Raw genomic sequence first — 18,189 nt, forward strand, 5'->3', positions numbered from 1 at the left:
GTTGACCGCAAAATATTGGTCAATACAAATCCACTGTGGGAGCGGGCTTGCCCGCGATAGCGATATTACAGACGCCAGAAAATCCGGCGCCAAACACTTATTCAGCCATCGAAGGCTTCTCCCACAAATTGATCCCGCCCTCCTGGGCAAATCGATCAATCTCCGCCAGTTCTTCCACGCTAAAACTCAGGTTCTTCAATGCCCCGACGTTCTCGATGATCTGCTCCGGCCGGCTCGCACCGATCAGCGCCGAGGTCACCCGTGAATCGCGCAGGGTCCACGCCAACGCCAGTTGCGCCAGACTCTGGCCGCGACGCCTGGCAATTTCGTTGAGCCCACGTACATGGGCGATGTTGGCTTCAGACAGGTGCGAAGACTGCAATGAGTCACCGCCCGGACGATTGACCCGCGCATCCTTCGGGATGCCGTTGAGGTATTTGTCGGTCAGCAGGCCCTGAGCCAACGGCGTGAAGGCGATCACACCGGTACCGAGTTCGTCGGTGACATCCAACAGGTCCTTCTCCACCCAGCGGTTGAGCAAGTTGTAGGCGGGTTGGTGGATCAGCAGCGGGACTTTCCACTCCTTGAGCAACGCGGCCATTTCCCGGGTTTTCACCCCGGAGTAAGACGAGATACCAATGTACAAGGCCTTGCCCTGTTGTACGGCCGTGGCCAGTGCGCTGGCGGTTTCTTCCAGCGGCGTATCCGGGTCGAAGCGGTGGGAATAGAAGATGTCCACATAATCGAGGCCCAGCCGTTGCAGGCTCTGGTCGAGACTGGCCAGCACATATTTGCGCGACCCGCCGCCTTGGCCGTAAGGGCCGGGCCACATGTCCCAGCCGGCCTTGCTGGAGATGATCAACTCGTCGCGGTACTGCTTGAAGTCTTCTCGCAGCAAACGGCCGAAGTTGATTTCGGCGCTGCCATACGGCGGGCCATAATTGTTGGCCAGGTCGAAGTGGTTAATCCCTGAGTCAAACGCCGTGCGCAGCAACGAGCGCTGGGTGTCGATCGGCGTACTGTCGCCGAAGTTGTGCCATAGCCCCAGGGACAGTGCCGGCAGTACCAGCCCGCTGCGGCCTACGCGGCGGTAAGGGATGGAGTCGTAGCGGTTTTCGGCAGCGGTGTAGGTCATCGAATCCTCTCTTGTCTGTCTTGAATGTGATATCGACTGCTTTGCAAGTGGCCCAGCATACGCTTGGACAAACACCGATAAACCTCGGACTCGACTCATTGCTGAAACGTTTCACAGATTATTTAAAACTGACCTGCCTCCATAGAATCGATATCCACGCCCAACGCTTACGCCGACAACTCACGTAGCGCGGCAGCCGCCAAAAAGCCAGACCTTGAGCTATATCGCTGATCTCGTCTGACCGTCTGGTCGATACGCTCAAGCAACTGCTCAGGAAGCGTGGCATTGAAGCGCACCGACTTGCCGAAATAAGGCGTGATATCGAATTCGACCACACCCCACACGCCGCCAGCGTAATCAGGGTTATCCAGATGAGCGTCAATCTCACGCACCTGCGGAAGTGGATCACCATCGGCGACCAGACCTTCGTAGTGCAAAGCCAACGCTTCTTTCACATTTTCAAATGCCTGCGCCACAGTAGCGCCCGCGGAGAAGCACCCCGGCACGTCCGGGATAATCACTCCGTATTCTGAGTCGGCATCCTTGTGCAGAACGACCGGGAATTTCATTTCGATGAGTCCTTCCTGTGATGCGGCCCCTTCGAGGCTCTCGTTTCCGATGTCGGGCCTCATTTCAGACCCGCCTGTTTCAATATGCTATTGATCGTTCCTTTTGGAAGATCCGAATCAGGGTGTTTTATCGTCACCCTGCCTGACTTGCACGAGTGCTTGTACTGATGATGGCTACCTTTCACGGCCACCAGATACCAACCATCCTCCTCGATCATCCTGATCATTTCCCGACTTCGCATCACCTTCGTCCTTGTGGGCAGCATCTGCTGAGCACATTACGCGATGATCACATCTTCAATACACACGATACACACCCTGATAAATATTAGCCGAACACAAGTAGACCAGATTGCCCGCTGACCACCGGTCACTGGCAACAAAACCGGATTCCCCCGCCAAACCGTCGATCAACGCACTAAATGCAAGAACTGCATATGCCGCTCGTACTGGTCGAGGATGTCGTTGATCACCTGATCCTTGGTGTAACCCACCAGATCGTAGTCCTGGCTGCCCTCGCTCAAATGCACTTCGGCGCGGTGGTAGCGACGGTTGTTGAGTTGCTTGGAACCCATGCCGCCACGGGCGAAGGACGGCGTGAAGTAACCGCGCATCTGCACCTGATAGATGAACGGATGCAGTTCGCCGTGACCGATTTCCAGGCTGACGTTATCGTTGGCCGGGTCGGGCTGAGTGACCACGTGCAAGCCCTTCTCGACGAACACGGCGGTCACTTCCTCGATGGCCGGACGGACTGTCGTATCAAGGAAGCGATAGACCTCATCCCGGGACGGGAAATGCACCGCCTGACTCAAGCGCTGACGCCAGCCGCCGCGCCGTGATCCAGACACCGGCGCGAGGGAATGCAGTTGCGCGATCTGCTTCTGCGACTCCAGATAAAACGCCTTGTGCAGCCCCCACATCATCAGCAGCAAAATCAGCGAAAACGGCAACGATGTCAGCACCACCGCTGACTTCAAGGCATCGATGCTGCCGGAGAACAACAGTGCGCTGGTCACCAGCGCGGTCATTGCGCCCCAGAACACTCGCAGCCATTTCGGCCCGTCCTCATCGGGATTGCCACCCTTGGCGGACAAGGTCGACAACACCACGGTGCCGGAGTCGGCGGAGGTGACGAAGAACACGAAGCTGATGAACACCGTGACCGCGATAACGGTTTTGCTCCACGGGTAGGTTTCCAGCAGCAGGTACAGCGTCATCGATGGGTTGTCGATGGCCGACATGCCGAGCGCGCTCATACCGTGGTTGAGGACCTGATCGATGGCGCTGTTGCCGAAGATCGACATCCACGCCAGGGTGAAACCGAGCGGGATCAGCAACACGCCGAAGACGAATTCGCGAATGGTCCGGCCACGGGAAATCCGCGCAATGAACAGACCCACGAACGGCGACCATGCAATCCACCAGGCCCAGTAGAACACCGTCCAGCCGCCCAGCCAGTCGCTGGGTTTGTCATAGGCGTAGAGGTCGAAACTCTTCATCGGCAAGGCGCCGAGGTAATCACCGAGGTTCTGGATCAGGGTATTGAGCAAGTGCTGGGTGGGGCCGGCGAACAACACGAACAGCAGCAGCGCACAGGCCAGCAGCATGTTGATGTCGGACATCACCCGCACGCCTTTATCGACGCCGGACACCGCGACGATGATCGCCGCGCCCATCATCAGCGTGATCAAGCCGACCTGAATCCACTGGGTGTGGGCGATGCCGAACAGGTAGTCCAGACCGGAGTTGAGGTGCAATACGCCGAAGCCCATGTCGGCGCCGAGGCCGAACACCGTGGCGATGATGCCGAAGCCGTCCACCGCGTAACCGATGGGGCCATTGATGCGCTTGCCGATCAGCGGGTACAGCGCCGAACGCAGGGCCAGCGGCAGGTTATGTCGATAGGCGAAATAGGCCAGCGCCATGCCAACGAAGGCGAACACGCCCCAGCCGTGCAGGCCCCAGTGCAGAAACAGAATCTGCATCGCCTGACGCGCCGCCTCCGCCGTACCGGCCTCGCCTTGCGGCGGTTGCGCCAGGTGCGTCAGCGGTTCAGACACGCAAAAGAAAAACAGCGTGATGCTGATCCCGGCGGCGAACAGCATGCCGGCCCAGGACAGGTAACTGAATTCGGGCTCGTCGTGGTCGGCACCGAGCTTGATCTTGCCGTAGCCGGACAAGGCGGTGACCACCACGAAGACCAGATACAGCGTCATCGCGAGCATGTAGTACCAGCCGACCGTGTTGGCCGCCCAGTTTTGCGCTTCCAGAAGCCAGGCGCCGGCCTGTTCGGGGATCGCCATGACCACGACGGCGAACAACAAAATGAAGGTCGCCGCGAAATAAAACACCGGCGGATTCATGCGGACCAGGCCGCTTGCGGGGATGGACGATGCACTCATGAACGGTGCACCTCAAGGGGGGGAAACGTGGCTGTAAAAATCGGACTCAGCAAAGGCAAGCCTCCTGTTGTGAGCGGGCGGCGAACCACCGGTTTAACTTGAATGAACGTTCAAGTTAAACATGGATAGGGTGCTAAGGACTAATCGCAAGGCTTGGCGGTCGCTTCGTGGCGAGGGGGCTTGCCCCCGTTGGGGCGCGAAGCGGCCCCAAAAATCGCGACCGCATCTATGTGGATATAACTGGTTATCTATATTGCGGTTGCTGCGCAACCGAGCGGGAGCAAGCTCCCTCGCCACAAAAGCGCAATGTGTCACCTGGCTTACTTCTGCGTCCCATCATCATGTTGCAGATTCGCCTGGGTCAGATTGCACCCCGCTGGCACGCTGCGGGTCAGCCAGACGTTGCCACCAATCGTCGAGCCCTTGCCGATGGTGATCCGCCCCAGAATCGTCGCACCCGCATAAATCACCACGTCGTCCTCGACGATTGGATGCCGCGGATGGCCCTTCTGCAACTGACCGTCCTCGTCCGCCGGGAAGCGCTTGGCGCCCAACGTCACGGCCTGATAAATCCGCACACGCTCGCCAATGATCGCGGTCTCGCCGATCACCACACCCGTGCCGTGGTCGATGAAGAAACTGCGACCGATCTGCGCGCCAGGATGGATGTCGATACCGGTGGCCGAGTGGGCGATTTCCGCGCTGATCCGCGCCAGCAACGGCAACCCGGCGCGATACAAATGGTGGGCCAGGCGATGGTGAATCACCGCCAGAATCCCCGGATAGCACAGCAGCACTTCATCGACACTGCGAGCCGCCGGGTCGCCGTGATAGGCCGCCAGCACATCGGTGTCCAACAGACTGCGCAATCCCGGCAAAGCGAGGGCAAAGTCCTGAATGATCTGAATGGTTTTGGCCTCGACTTCAGTGTCGGCCTGGGCACTGTGGCGCGCGGCATAACGCAGTTCGAGCCGCGCCTGAGCGAGCAACGCGTTCAGCGCCACGTCGAGCGTGTGGCCAACGTAGAAGTCTTCACTTTCCTCGCGCAAATCCACCGGGCCCAAACGCATCGGGAACAGCGCACCGCACAAGGCTTCAAGAATGTCCGCCATGGCCGCTCGGGACGGCAACTCGCGACCGCCCTGCTCGCCGCTGGCGCGACCGTTTTGTGCGCGCCACTGGTCGCGCGCCGTACGCAGTTGGCTGACGATGGTCTGCAATTGCCAATGGCTGGAACGCTCGCTCACGGTAAAAACTCCTCATGGGCGGCCGGACTGTCTGGCCGCGCTGACGGCGATTACTTTACGGCAACGACTTGCAGCCGAATTAAGAACCAATAGTGCTGTGTTCAATACTTTTGGCTATAAGCGATTGGCAGTTGCCCCGCTAAATACCCGTGCCTATAGTCCTGACATCTTCCTGCGCCAGTACGGACCCATGATCAAACAACAGCTTGCCCGTTTTAACCGCCTCGACCTGCTCGGTCACGCTACCCCTCTGGAAAAACTCGAACGCCTGTCGACCTGGCTGGGCCGCGATGTGTACGTCAAACGCGATGACCTGACGCCATTGGCACTGGGCGGCAACAAGCTGCGCAAGCTCGAATACCTCGCCGCCGATGCCCTGGCCCAGGGCGCCGATACCTTGATCACCGCTGGCGCGATCCAGTCCAACCACGTACGCCAGACCGCCGCCGTTGCGGCCAAGCTTGGCTTGGGCTGCATAGCGCTGCTGGAGAACCCGCTCGGCACTGACGATAGCAACTACATTGGCAATGGCAATCGGCTGTTGCTGGACCTGTTCGATGCCAAGGTCGAGTTGGTGGAAAATCTCGACAATGCCGATGAACAATTGGAAGCGCTGGCCGCACGTCTGCGCAGCAACGGCAAGAAGCCTTATCTGGTGCCGATTGGTGGCTCCAATGCAGTGGGCGCTTTGGGTTATGTCCGTGCGGGTCTGGAACTGGCCGAGCAGATCAAGGACACCGGGCTGCAATTTGCCGCGGTGGTCCTGGCTTCCGGCAGTGCCGGCACCCATAGCGGCCTGGCGCTGGCATTGAGCGAAGTGCTGCCGGAATTGCCAGTGATCGGCGTGACCGTTTCCCGTAGCGATGAAGCGCAACGACCGAAAGTCCAGGGTCTCGCCGAGCGCACTGCCGAACTGTTGGGCGTGAGTTTGCCGGCGAGTTTCAAAGTCGAACTGTGGGACGAATATTTCGGCCCGCGTTATGGCGAGCCGAATGCCGGGACGCTGTCGGCGGTGAAGCTGTTGGCGAGTCAGGAAGGGTTGTTGCTGGACCCGGTGTATACCGGCAAGGCCATGGCCGGTTTACTCGACGGCATCGGGCGTCAGCGCTTCGATGAAGGCCCGATCATCTTCCTGCACACCGGTGGGGCGCCGGCGTTGTTTGCCTATACCTCCGTATTTTAGATTCCCTGTGGCGAGGGGGCTTGCCCCCGTTGGGCCACGCAGTGGCCCCAAAACCTGCGATCAGGTTCTTTCAGATTGACCGTGTTAGCTGGCTTTGCGCCTGCTTCGCAGCCGAACGGGGGCGAGCCCCCTCGCCACAGGAATGCATCGCACCAATATTCATTTGAAGAATAACAAACTAAATATTTATTATTTTCTAATCTAAAAAACCCATCATATAGTCGCGCCGCAGGCGAATTTGCAGCAAGACGCATAAGCTGCTTTAGGGCAGGATATCGCAGTCGTTCAAATCCCGAATTTGCCAACTTTCCTTAAGCGTGTTCCATAAGAAAACACAGGGGCTTGTCATGAATTTTTCCGCATTACGTCGAAATCTGCTGGTGGGTTCGCTGGGCCTGGCGCTGAGCGCCGGTCTGCTCGGGCAGGCAGTGGCCGGTGAGCAGCTGCAAAAAATCAAGGACGCAGGCGTGATCAACGTCGGTCTGGAAGGCACTTATCCACCGTTCAGCTTCGTCGACGAGGCCGGCAAACTGAGCGGCTTCGAAGTCGAGTTCTCCGAAGCCTTGGCCAAAGAGTTGGGCGTGAAGGTCAAACTGCAGCCGACCAAATGGGAAGGCATCCTCGCAGCCCTGGAATCCAAGCGTCTGGACGCGGTGATCAACCAGGTGACCATCACCGAAGAGCGCAAGAAGAAGTACGACTTCTCCACACCTTACACCGTTTCCGGGATTCAGGCGCTGACCCTGACCAAAAACAAAGACACCATCAAGACCGCCGCCGATCTGGCCGGCAAGAAAGTCGGCGTAGGTCTGGGCACCAACTACGAGCAGTGGGTGAAAGAGAATGTGCCTAAGGCTGACGTGCGCACCTACGATGATGACCCGAGCAAGTTCCAGGATCTGCGCGTCGGCCGCATCGACGCCATTCTGATCGACCGCCTCGCCGCGCTGGAATACGCCAGGAAGGCTAAGGACACTGCCGCCGCCGGCGAAGCGTTCTCCCGCCAGGAAGCCGGTATTGCCCTGCGCAAAGGCGAGCCTGAGCTGCTGGCCGCGGTGAACAAAGCCATCGACAAGCTGCGTGCCGACGGTACGCTGACCAAGCTTTCGGAAAAATACTTCAGCGCTGACGTCACTAAATAATGGAAGCGGCTTTCCAACTTGTACTGGAGTCCATGCCCTTCCTGCTGAAGGGCGTGTACTTTACGGTCATCCTCAGCCTGGGCAGCATGTTCTTCGGCTTGCTGCTGGGCTTCGGCCTGGCGTTGATGCGCCTGTCACGCCTCAAACTGGTGAGCTGGCTGGCCCGCATCTACGTGTCGTTCTTTCGTGGCACGCCGTTGTTGGTGCAACTGTTCATGATCTATTTCGGCTTGCCGCAATTGGGTCTCGAACTGGATCCGATACCGGCAGCCCTGATCGGCCTCTCGCTGAACATGGCCGCTTATGCCTGTGAAATCCTCCGTTCCGCGATCAGTTCGATTGAACGCGGCCAATGGGAAGCCGCTGCGAGTATCGGTATGACTCGCGCGCAGACCCTGCGCCGGGCCATCCTGCCGCAAGCAATGCGCACGGCGTTGCCGCCGCTGGGCAACAGCTTCATTTCGCTGGTCAAGGACACCGCGCTGGCGGCCACCATTCAAGTACCGGAGCTGTTCCGTCAGGCGCAGTTGATCACCGCCCGCACCTTCGAAATTTTCACCATGTATCTTGCCGCCGCGGTGATCTACTGGATTCTGGCAACGGTGCTGTCGCACTTCCAGAACCAGTTGGAAGCGCGGGTCAATCGGCACGACCAGGAGTCCTGACCCCATGATTGTCGTGGAAAAACTGACAAAGCAGTTCAAGGGTCAGGTGGTGCTCAACGGCATCGATCTGCAGGTGAAGGAAGGCGAGGTGGTGGCGATCATCGGCCCCAGCGGCTCGGGCAAGACCACCTTCCTGCGTTGCCTGAATTTTCTGGAGGAGCCCACCAGCGGCCGGATCAAGGTCGGCGACATCGAGATCGATGGCAGCCGTCCCCTGAACCAGCAGCAGAGCCTGGTACGACGCTTGCGCCAGCATGTAGGTTTCGTGTTCCAGAACTTCAACCTGTTCCCGCATCGCACGGCCCTGGAAAACGTCATCGAAGGACCGATCGTGGTGAAAAAAATTCCACGGGCCGACGCCGTTGCCTTGGGTAAAAAGCTGTTGGCCAAGGTCGGCCTGGCGGGCAAGGAAGATGCTTACCCGCGACGCCTCTCCGGTGGTCAGCAACAACGTGTGGCGATTGCCCGGGCCCTGGCGATGGAACCGGAAGTGATCCTGTTCGATGAACCGACCTCGGCGCTGGACCCGGAACTGGTGGGCGAAGTGTTGGCGACCATCCGCGGCCTGGCCGAGGAGAAACGCACCATGGTGATCGTCACCCACGAAATGGGTTTTGCCCGGGACGTGGCCAATCGCGTGGTGTTTTTCGACAAGGGTGTGATCGTCGAACAAGGCGAAGCCAAGGCGCTCTTTGCCAACCCGAAAGAAGAACGGACCAAGCAGTTTCTCAGCAAGTTCCTTAACAACGCTTAGTTGCGTCCTTTCAAAAGAATGTCAACTTCCACGGATGGAAGTGCCCCCCCTTCTTCTAAAAACCTCATGCCCCTCCCCCCTGACCTCTTTGATTCATCCAAATCATAAACAACTTCCAGCCCTCCCGTGCGGTACATATATATGTCCTGCAACAGATTCACTTCTCTTAAAATCCATGAAATCCCTCACCACCCTCACTCAACGGGTTGCTGACTCCAGGGCGTAAAACCCACCAAATATTGGACTAAATTCGACAGCACGATGCGGTTTACTAACTACACTGCGTAGGAAATTTCTGAATAACCCATGAACCAGCCTTTAGCCAATCAGTTCTATTGACACCTATTCGAACGCACTCTTATCTAGTCTCCAACAGGCGACTACCACCACACTCGATCATTCTTAAAACACACAAACAGTGAATCGTTTTGTTGCCTGGTAATTCACGCCTTTCGATCTTTCAGAAACGGACTTCGCGGTAAGGCTTCAAGGAGAGAACCCCATGACAAGCACTTCGAACAAACCCGAGCTTGCAGCCCCGACCCTGGCGCAAACTCACAAGACTGGTATCAACATCACCTCGGCCGCTCACCTGATAATCGACGTGCCGCCCTATCCCGGCATGTACGAAGGCGACCTGATCGAGCTGTTCTGGAACAACTGCTACGTGGCCTCCAGCGTATTGGGAGTGGATCATGGCGACAAAGCGGTGAGCCTGCGGGTGCCGGAAAGCTTCATCGCCAATGGTTCTGCCCGCGTCCATTACAAAGTCATGCAGGTCGGGCAAGGGCCTGCGGTATCACCAGCGGCGCGCATCCAGATCAAACTCGATTGCCCGGGCGGCCTGCTTCTTTGCGACGAGGAAAACCAGAGCCTGGCACCCGTGTTCATCCCCGAGACCATTCGCCGTCAGGGGGTCAATCCAAACCAGGTCAAACGCGGTGTCCCGTTGACCATCGAACCGTACCTGAACATGGCTGCCGACGACGAAATCACCCTGCGCTGGGGCGATGTGCGCATGGACCTGCCCAAACTCAAGGCCGACGATGTGGGTCAGCCGATTCATGTTTGGGTGCCACCGGCAATCATTCTCGAAGCCGGCGAAGACCTTCGACTGGAAGTGACTTACTGCATCCTCGACCGGGTGGGTAACAACTCGCGCTGGGCACCGGCCCGCACGCTGAAGATCGGCTGTGCCAATCCATACCTGAAAGTGCCGCCCAAAGAAGTGCTCAACGCTGCTGAGCCCAGAAAGAAGTGAAGCGCCTGTAGTGCGCGATATGAGGGCTTTTTGTGGCGAGGGAGCTTGCTCCTGCTGAGGTGCGAAGCGCCCCCCCAAAACTGGCTCACGTGTTTGTGCAATTGAATCGTGATAGCCGATTTTGCGACTGCTTCGCAGCCGAGCGGGAGCAAGCTCCCTCGCCACAGGGATCTCGACCGCCCAGGCGATGCCATCCTTCTATGCATATTCCTAAAAGTTAGTTTATTAATTATTTATACACGTTTAGGGTATATACACCGGACCACCGGACATTCGTGCTTTCGTTCGCCGCAACCCTTGCGGCGCTTTCATGAGATGTGAGGTAGGTATGGTCCGAAACACAATCACCCCAGTGCAAATCGCCAGGGCATTGCGTGCAGCCAAGGAGCGGCACTGATGTCCAGTCTGGCAGATGCAATCGTCCAGAGTGATCTGGACATCGCCCCATTGTTGTTGCCCGCGCAGGTCTTGCGCAACGACGCACAAGCCATCAAGGCTGCCCAGGAGCTGGCGCAAGTCGCCCGCCTGCACGCCGCCAAACGCGACCAGCAGCGCAAGTTGCCCTGGTCGGAAATCGAACAGTTCACCCGCAGCGGCCTGGGCAGCATTGCCATCCCGCGTGAGTACGGCGGCCCCCAGGTTTCATTCGTCACCGTTGCCGAAGTGTTCGCGATCATTTCCGCAGCCGACCCGGCCTTGGGCCAGATCCCGCAGAACCAGTTCGGGATTCTCAACCTGATACTCGGCACCGCCACCGAGTCGCAGAAAAAACAGCTGTTCAAAAGCGTGCTCGAAGGCTGGCGAATTGGTAATGCGGGGCCGGAGCGCGGGACTAAAAATACCCTGGAGCTCAAGGCGCGGATCACTGCCGACGGCGATGGCTTCGTCATCAACGGGCAGAAGTTCTATTCCACCGGCGCCTTGTTCGCTCACTGGGTGGCCGTCAAGGCGCTGAACGACGATGGCAAGCAAGTGCTGGCCTTCGTCCGTCGCGGCACGCCGGGCTTGCGCATCGTTGATGACTGGTCGGGCTTCGGCCAGCGCACCACCGCCAGCGGCACCCTTTTGCTCAATAACGTGCGGGTCGACGCCGAACTGGTGGTGGATAACTGGAAGATCAATGACAGCCCGAACACTCAGGGCGCCGTATCGCAACTGATTCAAGCGGCCATCGACGCCGGCATCGCCCGGGGCGCTATCGATGACGCCATCGAATTCGTAAAAACCCGTGCCCGGCCCTGGATCGATGCCAAGGTCGAACGGGCCAGCGACGACCTCTACGTGATCGCCGATATCGGCAAGCTGAAAATCGAACTGCACGCCGCCGAAGCGCTGCTGCGCAAGGCCGGGCAGGTGCTCGATCAGGTCAACGCCGCGCCGCTCACCGCCGAGTCTGCGGCACGCGCCTCGATTGCCGTGGCCGAGGCCAAAGTGCTGACCACCGAGATCTCGCTGCTGGCCAGCGAAAAGCTCTTCGAACTGGCCGGCAGCCGCGCCACCCTCGCCGAATTCAACCTCGACCGCCACTGGCGCAACGCCCGAGTGCACACGCTGCACGACCCGGTGCGCTGGAAATATCACGCGGTCGGCGCTTATCACTTGAACGGCACGTTGCCCGCTCGCCACTCCTGGATTTAACGACCAGATCTCTGGAGAAACACATGTCTCTTTCTCACCACGTCGCGGTCATCACCAGCGATGAGCAAGCCCTGATCGTCGCCAGTGACCTGGCCGACGACTTCAAACGCGACAGCGTCCTGCGCGACCGCGAACGTCGTTTGCCGTACCCGGAACTGGAGGTGTTCTCCCGTTCAGGTCTTTGGGGCATCAGCGTGCCAAAAGAATACGGCGGCGCCGGAGTTTCCAACGTCACCCTGGCCAAAATAATCGCGTTGATCGCCCAGGCTGACGGTTCACTCGGACAGATCCCGCAAAACCATTTCTACGCCCTCGAAGTGCTCCGTGTGAACGGCAGCCATGAGCAGAAAAAACGCCTGTATGCAGAGGTATTGGCCGGTCAGCGCTTCGGCAACGCACTGGCGGAACTGGGCACCAAAACCGCCCATGACCGCGTCACTAGCCTGACCCGCGACGGTAGCGGCTATCGCATCAATGGCCGCAAGTTCTACGCCACCGGCGCGATTTACGCCCAACGCATCCCCGCCTCAGTAGTGGACGAAAACGGTGTGCAGCAACTGGCCTTTGTCCCGCGCAACAGCAAAGGTCTGACGGTCATCGACGACTGGAGCGGCTTCGGCCAGCGCACCACCGGCAGCGGTTCGGTGGTGTTCGAGGATGTCTACGTCGCCGCCGAAGATGTGGTGCCGTTTCAAAGCGCGTTCGAACGCCCGACCACTGTCGGCCCATTGGCGCAGATTCTCCACGCCGCCATCGATACCGGCATTGCCCGCGCAGCCTATGAAGATGCATTGCATTTCGTGCGCACCAAAACCCGGCCGTGGATCGACGCCACGCATGAAACAGCCACCGAAGACCCGCTGACCCTCAAGAGTTTCGGCCACTTGAGTATTCGTCTGCACGCCACCGAAGCCTTGCTGGAACGCTCCGGCGAATTCCTCGACCGGGCCCAGGCCGACACCAATGCCGAGACCGTCGCCGCCGCGTCGATTGCGGTTGCCGAAGCCCGGGCCATCAGCACAGAAATCTCGCTCGCCGCCGGCAGCACGTTGTTCGAATTAGCCGGTAGCCAGGCAACTCTGATCGAGCACGGCCTGGATCGCCACTGGCGCAACGCCCGGGTACACACCCTGCACGACCCAGTGCGCTGGAAATATCACGCGGTGGGCAATTACTACCTCAACGATGAAAACCCTCCATTGCGAGGGACGATCTGATGGCCGATGCCAAAAAGAAGATCCTGCTCAACGCGTTCAACATGAACTGCATCGGGCACATCAACCATGGTCTGTGGACCCATCCGCGGGACACGTCCACCCAGTACAAGACGATCGAATACTGGACCGAACTGGCACAGCTGCTGGAGCGCGGGCTATTCGACGGTCTGTTCATCGCCGACATCGTCGGCGTGTACGACGTCTACCAGAACTCGGTCGACGTGCCGCTCAAAGAGTCGATCCAGTTGCCGGTCAACGACCCGCTATTGCTGGTATCGGCCATGGCTGCGGTCACCAAAAACCTCGGCTTCGGCCTGACCGCCAACCTGACCTACGAGCCGCCGTATCTGTTCGCCCGACGCCTGTCGACCCTCGATCACCTGAGTCGTGGGCGGGTCGGCTGGAACATCGTCACCGGCTATCTCGACAGTGCCGCCAAGGCCATGGGCCTGAGCGAGCAGGTGGAGCACGACCGCCGCTACGACCAGGCCGACGAATACCTGCAAGTGCTCTACAAACTCTGGGAAGGCAGCTGGGAAAACGGCGCGGTGCTCAACGACCGTGAGCAACGGATCTACGCCCAGCCGGATAAAGTGCACAAGGTCGAGCACAAGGGCGAGTTCTATCAGGTCGAGGGTTATCACCTCTGCGAGCCGTCGCCGCAACGCACGCCGGTGCTGTTCCAGGCTGGCAGCTCGGATCGCGGTTTGCTGTTCGCCGGGCGGCATGCCGAGTGCGTGTTCATCAGCGGCCAGAACAAACCGGCGACCCGGATTCAGGTGGACAAGGTTCGCGCCAGCGCCGTCGAGGCCGGGCGCAAGCCTGAGGACATCAAGGTGTTCATGGGCTTGAACGTGATCGTTGGCGCTACCGAAGCGCTGGCCTGGGCCAAGCATGCCGAGTACCTGAGCTACGCCAGCGCCGAGGCCGGCGTGGCGCACTTTTCGGCGTCCACCGGGATCGATTTTTCCGAATACGAACTCGACGAACCGATCCAGTACGTGAAGAGCAACGCCATCCAGTCCGCCACCAAGAACCTGCAAAACAACGACTGGACCCGCCGCAAACTGCTGGAACAACACGCCCTCGGCGGCCGCTACATCACCGTGGTCGGCTCGCCTGAGCAAGTGGCCGATGAGTTGGAATCGTGGATCGCCGAAACCGGCCTCGACGGCTTCAACCTGACACGGATCGTCACCCCGGAAAGCTATGTGGATTTCATTGAGCTGGTGATTCCCGAGTTGCAACGCAGGGGCTCGTACAAGACCGCTTACGACGACGGCAGTCTGCGGGAAAAGCTGTTTCACGGCGAAGCGCATTTGCCTGAGCAACACACCGGCTCGGCGTTCAGACGCTAAAAGCATCGCGGGCAAGCCCGCTCCCACAGTGGATCTCGGGCGTTCACAAAATCCCTGTGGGAGCGGGCTTGCCCGCGATGAGGCCCTACCAAACACCAAAAATTCAATGCACTGACTGGAAACCTAATCATGACCAAAAAACTCTTATCCCACCCAGTCAAAGCACTGGCCCTGGCCCTCGGCCTCTTCAGCTCCGTCACCTTCGCCGCCGACGCGCCGCTGAAGGTCGGCACCACCGCCGCCTTCGCCATTCCCCTGGAGGCCGCCGTAGAGGAAGCCAGCAAACAAGGCCTGAAAGTCGAACTGGTGGAATTCAGCGACTGGATCGCCCCCAACGTCAGCCTCGCCTCGGGCGACATCGACGTGAACTATTTCCAGCACATCCCGTTCCTGGAAAACGCCAAGGCCGCGGCCGGATTTGACCTGGTGCCGTTCGCCCCGGGCATCATCAACAACGTCGGCCTTTATTCGAAGAAATACAAAAGCTTCGATGAGTTGCCCGAAGGCGCCAGCGTGGCCATCGCCAACGACCCGATTAACAGCGGTCGCGGTCTGCAACTGTTGGCCAAGGCCGGCCTGATCACCCTCAAACCGGGCGTCGGCTACAAGGCCACCGAAGAAGACATCACCGCCAACCCGAAGAAAATCAAGATTCTCCAGGTCGAAGCCGTGCAACTGGTACGCGCCTACGATGACGCCGATCTGGTCCAGGGCTACCCGGCTTACATCCGTCTGTCGAAGACCTTCGATGCCAGTTCCGCCCTGCTGTTCGATGGCCTCGATCACAAGGAATACGTGATCCAATTCGTGATCCAGCCGAAAAGCAAAACCGACCCGCGCCTGATCAAGTTCGTCGACATCTATCAGCACTCGCCAGCCGTTCGCGCGGCACTGGATAAAGCCCACGGCAAGCTCTATCAAGCCGGCTGGGAAAGCTGAGCATGACCGCCGCCCTCCAACGGCGACTGGAGACTCCAGAGCCGCACAGTGCTGCACGCACCGAGCTGCACCCCGAGCTCAACCGTGCCCATGTGCGCTTCATCGGCCTGGGCAAAACCTACACCGGCCAGCAAGGTCCGGTGGCGGCCCTGCACGGTATCGACCTGGCAATCCAGCGCGGCGAAGTGTTCGGCATCATCGGGCGCAGCGGCGCCGGCAAGTCGTCGCTGATCCGCACCATCAACCGCCTCGAACAACCGAGCAGCGGGCGCGTGCTGATCGATCAAGTGGACATCGGCGAGTTCGATGAAGAGCGCCTGGTGGCGCTGCGCCGGCGCATCGGCATGATCTTCCAGCACTTCAATCTGATGTCGGCCAAAACCGTTTGGCAGAACGTCGAGTTGCCGCTGAAAGTCGCCGGTGTGCCCAAGGAAAAACGCGAGCAGAAGGTCCGTGAATTGCTCGAACTGGTCGGCCTACAAGGCAAGCACAAGGCTTATCCGGCGCAGCTTTCCGGCGGGCAGAAACAACGTGTCGGCATCGCCCGTGCGTTGGTGCATGACCCGGAAATTCTGCTGTGCGACGAGGCCACTTCGGCCCTCGACCCGGAGACAACCCAATCGATCCTCGGCCTGTTGCGCGAGATCAATCAGCGACTGGGCCTGACCATCGTGCTGATTACCCACGAGATGGCGGTGATCCGCGATATCTGCGATCGGGTCGTGGTGCTGGAGCACGGACGAATCGTCGAGCAAGGGCCGGTCTGGGAAGTCTTCGGCAACCCGCAGCATGAGGTCAGCAAGACCTTGCTCGCACCGCTGCAACACGGCCTGCCGGACGAACTGCAAAGCCGCTTACGGGCACAGCCGCAGTCTTCGGACGCCGCCGTGGTGCTGCGTTTGCAGTTCACCGGCAATACACGCGACGAGCCAGACCTGGCGGCGCTGTTCGGCGCCCTCGGTGGCCGCGTGCGTTTGCTGCAAGGGGGTGTGGAACGGATTCAGGGCCATGCGCTGGGGCAATTGCTGCTGGCGGTGACCGGTTCGTCCCTCGATGCCGAGCAATTGCGTCAGCGCGCCGGTCATTGGGCGCAACAGGTGGAGGTGCTGGGTTATGTGGTTTGATCGGTTGCTGCAAGGTTTCATCGACACCTTCCTGATGGTCGGCGTGTCGTCGCTGATCGCGCTGCTGGCGGGCATTCCGTTGGCAGTGATCCTGGTTACCAGCGCCAAAGGCGGGATCTACGAAGCACCGGCCCTGAACCGCGCACTGGGCGCGTTCGTGAACCTGTTCCGCTCGATTCCGTTTCTGATTTTGATGGTGGCGCTGATTCCGTTCACCCGGCTGATCGTCGGCACCACGTATGGCGTGTGGGCGGCGGTGGTGCCGCTGACCATCGCCGCCACGCCGTTCTTTGCGCGCATCGCCGAAGTCAGTTTGCGCGAGGTCGACCACGGGTTGATCGAAGCGGCACAAGCGATGGGCTGCCGACGCTGGCATATCGTCTGGCATGTGCTGTTGCCTGAAGCGCTGCCGGGGATTGTCGGTGGTTTCACCATTACATTGGTGACGATGATCAACTCCTCGGCCATGGCCGGGGCGATTGGTGCCGGTGGGTTGGGCGACATTGCGTATCGTTATGGGTATCAGCGGTTTGATAGCCAGATCATGTTGACGGTGATTGTGCTGCTGGTGGTGTTGGTGGCGGGGATTCAGTTGGGCGGGGATCGGCTGGCGCGGGGGTTGAACAAGCGCTGAACACTTATTGCGGTGATTACCTGTAGCGAGGGGGCTTTTGTGGTGAGGGGGCTTGCCCCCGTTCGGCTGCGCAGCAGTCGCAAACCGGCCGACCTGTTTTGCCTGATATACCTCGTTGAATGCCTTGGGGCCGCTTCGCGGCCCAACGGGGGCAAGCCCCCTCGCCACAGGTAATTACCCACCTTCGAAGGGAAGTTTTCGCACAGGAAAATCAGGGTGCCAGCAGGCCCGATCCCTTTCATTTGCAGGACATTTCCTAGATCATTCCGCTCGCTTGCGCCTTCCAAATCTGCTGGCTAGTCTCGGTTCGTCACTGCTCATCAGTGATCGGGTTTAGTAGCCCGGATCAATAGGCGCATAGCGTTTCATGCTCATGTCTGGCACTTTTTGTCGGATGTTGAATATGGTGGCTGTGCGTGGGGCACCCTCGGGTGCACCGGTTTTCCTATTGACCGGCCTACTAACCTGCGTACAGCCGCCACCCATCGTTTAGTAGGCGAAAAGTGACGGCTCCCATGCAGCAATAGGAGCAACACTCATGGAAAGATCCATCCCCGATCCACCTCCCGAAACATCCTCCCACAAAGCCTTCACCGACGACCTGCTCAAGGACCGTTCCGCGCTTTACCGTGCGATCGATTTCCACCTCACTGGCAAGCAACCTTCGGCCCCTGATGAACTGCGCTTCTACAACGTCAGCAAGGACGTGAGCTTCGAAGACGCCCAGCTCTATGTGGCGGATCTGCTGCGATGTGCGTCGGTCACGGCGTATCAGTGTGGCGATCAACTCAAGGGGGCCGATCGGGCATTGGTGTTTTCCGTCTGGCATTTGCTGGAGATCGCCAAGGCGATGGTGGATCGGTCCATTGAATGCCTGGGGATGAAACAGAGCTGAGTCGTCAGTGATACCGCCCTCGC

The 18,189-nt window shown here is 59.3% G+C and carries 17 protein-coding genes; 12 read left to right on the top strand and 5 right to left on the bottom strand.

From position 1 onward, the window contains the following. Positions 1-97: 97 nt before the first annotated feature. The 5 genes from mgrA to epsC all read right to left on the bottom strand — a co-directional run bounded on the left by mgrA (position 98) and on the right by epsC (position 5,356). Positions 98-1,135, bottom strand: coding sequence for an L-glyceraldehyde 3-phosphate reductase (gene mgrA / locus J3D54_RS07025; RefSeq protein ID WP_253417269.1), 1,038 nt, complete (start codon positions 1,133-1,135; stop codon positions 98-100). 167 nt (positions 1,136-1,302) lie between these two features. Beyond that, positions 1,303-1,704, bottom strand: a complete 402-nt coding sequence (locus J3D54_RS07030) for a type II toxin-antitoxin system HicB family antitoxin (RefSeq protein WP_007903104.1) — start codon at positions 1,702-1,704, stop codon at positions 1,303-1,305. A gap of 59 nt (positions 1,705-1,763) precedes the next feature. Next, a complete protein-coding gene (locus J3D54_RS07035) occupies positions 1,764-1,946 on the bottom strand; it encodes a type II toxin-antitoxin system HicA family toxin (RefSeq protein ID WP_008005171.1) in 183 nt (60 codons plus the stop codon). Positions 1,947-2,114: 168 nt separating this feature from the next. Next, complete coding sequence (betT, locus tag J3D54_RS07040) at positions 2,115-4,070, bottom strand: choline transporter BetT (RefSeq protein WP_253426529.1); 1,956 nt, start codon at positions 4,068-4,070, stop codon at positions 2,115-2,117. A gap of 359 nt (positions 4,071-4,429) precedes the next feature. Continuing rightward, a complete protein-coding gene (gene epsC / locus J3D54_RS07045; protein WP_253417270.1) occupies positions 4,430-5,356 on the bottom strand; it encodes a serine O-acetyltransferase EpsC in 927 nt (308 codons plus the stop codon). A 190-nt stretch (positions 5,357-5,546) separates the two neighbouring features. Here epsC and J3D54_RS07050 point away from each other — a divergent pair, with 190 nt between their 5' ends. The 12 genes from J3D54_RS07050 (at position 5,547) to J3D54_RS07105 (ending at position 18,166) form a co-directional block, all read left to right on the top strand. Next, complete coding sequence (locus J3D54_RS07050; RefSeq protein WP_253417271.1) at positions 5,547-6,539, top strand: D-cysteine desulfhydrase; 993 nt, start codon at positions 5,547-5,549, stop codon at positions 6,537-6,539. 347 nt (positions 6,540-6,886) lie between these two features. Then, a complete protein-coding gene (tcyJ, locus tag J3D54_RS07055; protein WP_253417272.1) occupies positions 6,887-7,681 on the top strand; it encodes a cystine ABC transporter substrate-binding protein in 795 nt (264 codons plus the stop codon). Next, positions 7,681-8,346, top strand: a complete 666-nt coding sequence (gene tcyL, locus J3D54_RS07060) for a cystine ABC transporter permease (protein ID WP_253417273.1) — start codon at positions 7,681-7,683, stop codon at positions 8,344-8,346. The genes tcyJ and tcyL overlap by 1 nt, the downstream gene beginning before the upstream one ends. Before the next feature lie 4 nt (positions 8,347-8,350). Next, the gene (gene tcyN / locus J3D54_RS07065; protein ID WP_007939567.1) at positions 8,351-9,100 is read left to right on the top strand and encodes an L-cystine ABC transporter ATP-binding protein TcyN; all 750 of its coding nucleotides are present in this window, start codon (positions 8,351-8,353) and stop codon (positions 9,098-9,100) included. A 502-nt stretch (positions 9,101-9,602) separates the two neighbouring features. Continuing rightward, the gene (locus tag J3D54_RS07070; RefSeq protein ID WP_253417274.1) at positions 9,603-10,361 is read left to right on the top strand and encodes a hypothetical protein; all 759 of its coding nucleotides are present in this window, start codon (positions 9,603-9,605) and stop codon (positions 10,359-10,361) included. A gap of 396 nt (positions 10,362-10,757) precedes the next feature. Beyond that, the gene (locus J3D54_RS07075; RefSeq protein WP_253417275.1) at positions 10,758-11,999 is read left to right on the top strand and encodes an SfnB family sulfur acquisition oxidoreductase; all 1,242 of its coding nucleotides are present in this window, start codon (positions 10,758-10,760) and stop codon (positions 11,997-11,999) included. A gap of 23 nt (positions 12,000-12,022) precedes the next feature. Further along, positions 12,023-13,216, top strand: a complete 1,194-nt coding sequence (locus tag J3D54_RS07080; RefSeq protein ID WP_253417276.1) for an SfnB family sulfur acquisition oxidoreductase — start codon at positions 12,023-12,025, stop codon at positions 13,214-13,216. Then, positions 13,216-14,574, top strand: coding sequence for an LLM class flavin-dependent oxidoreductase (locus J3D54_RS07085; protein ID WP_253417277.1), 1,359 nt, complete (start codon positions 13,216-13,218; stop codon positions 14,572-14,574). Before J3D54_RS07080 ends, J3D54_RS07085 begins: the two co-directional genes overlap by 1 nt. 129 nt (positions 14,575-14,703) lie before the next feature. After that, positions 14,704-15,513 carry a MetQ/NlpA family ABC transporter substrate-binding protein gene (locus tag J3D54_RS07090; RefSeq protein ID WP_253417278.1) on the top strand — a complete coding sequence of 270 codons (810 nt, stop codon included), beginning with the start codon at positions 14,704-14,706 and terminating at the stop codon, positions 15,511-15,513. Between the two features lie 2 nt (positions 15,514-15,515). Beyond that, on the top strand, positions 15,516-16,637 hold the full coding sequence (locus J3D54_RS07095) for a methionine ABC transporter ATP-binding protein (protein ID WP_253417279.1): 1,122 nt from the start codon (positions 15,516-15,518) through the stop codon (positions 16,635-16,637). Further along, positions 16,627-17,271, top strand: coding sequence for a methionine ABC transporter permease (locus J3D54_RS07100; RefSeq protein WP_149416629.1), 645 nt, complete (start codon positions 16,627-16,629; stop codon positions 17,269-17,271). The genes J3D54_RS07095 and J3D54_RS07100 overlap by 11 nt, the downstream gene beginning before the upstream one ends. 538 nt (positions 17,272-17,809) lie before the next feature. Next, positions 17,810-18,166 carry a hypothetical protein gene (locus J3D54_RS07105; RefSeq protein ID WP_253417280.1) on the top strand — a complete coding sequence of 119 codons (357 nt, stop codon included), beginning with the start codon at positions 17,810-17,812 and terminating at the stop codon, positions 18,164-18,166. The last annotated feature ends 23 nt before the right edge of the window (positions 18,167-18,189 follow it).

The organism is Pseudomonas sp. GGS8 (assembly GCF_024168645.1).
Classification (GTDB): domain Bacteria; phylum Pseudomonadota; class Gammaproteobacteria; order Pseudomonadales; family Pseudomonadaceae; genus Aquipseudomonas.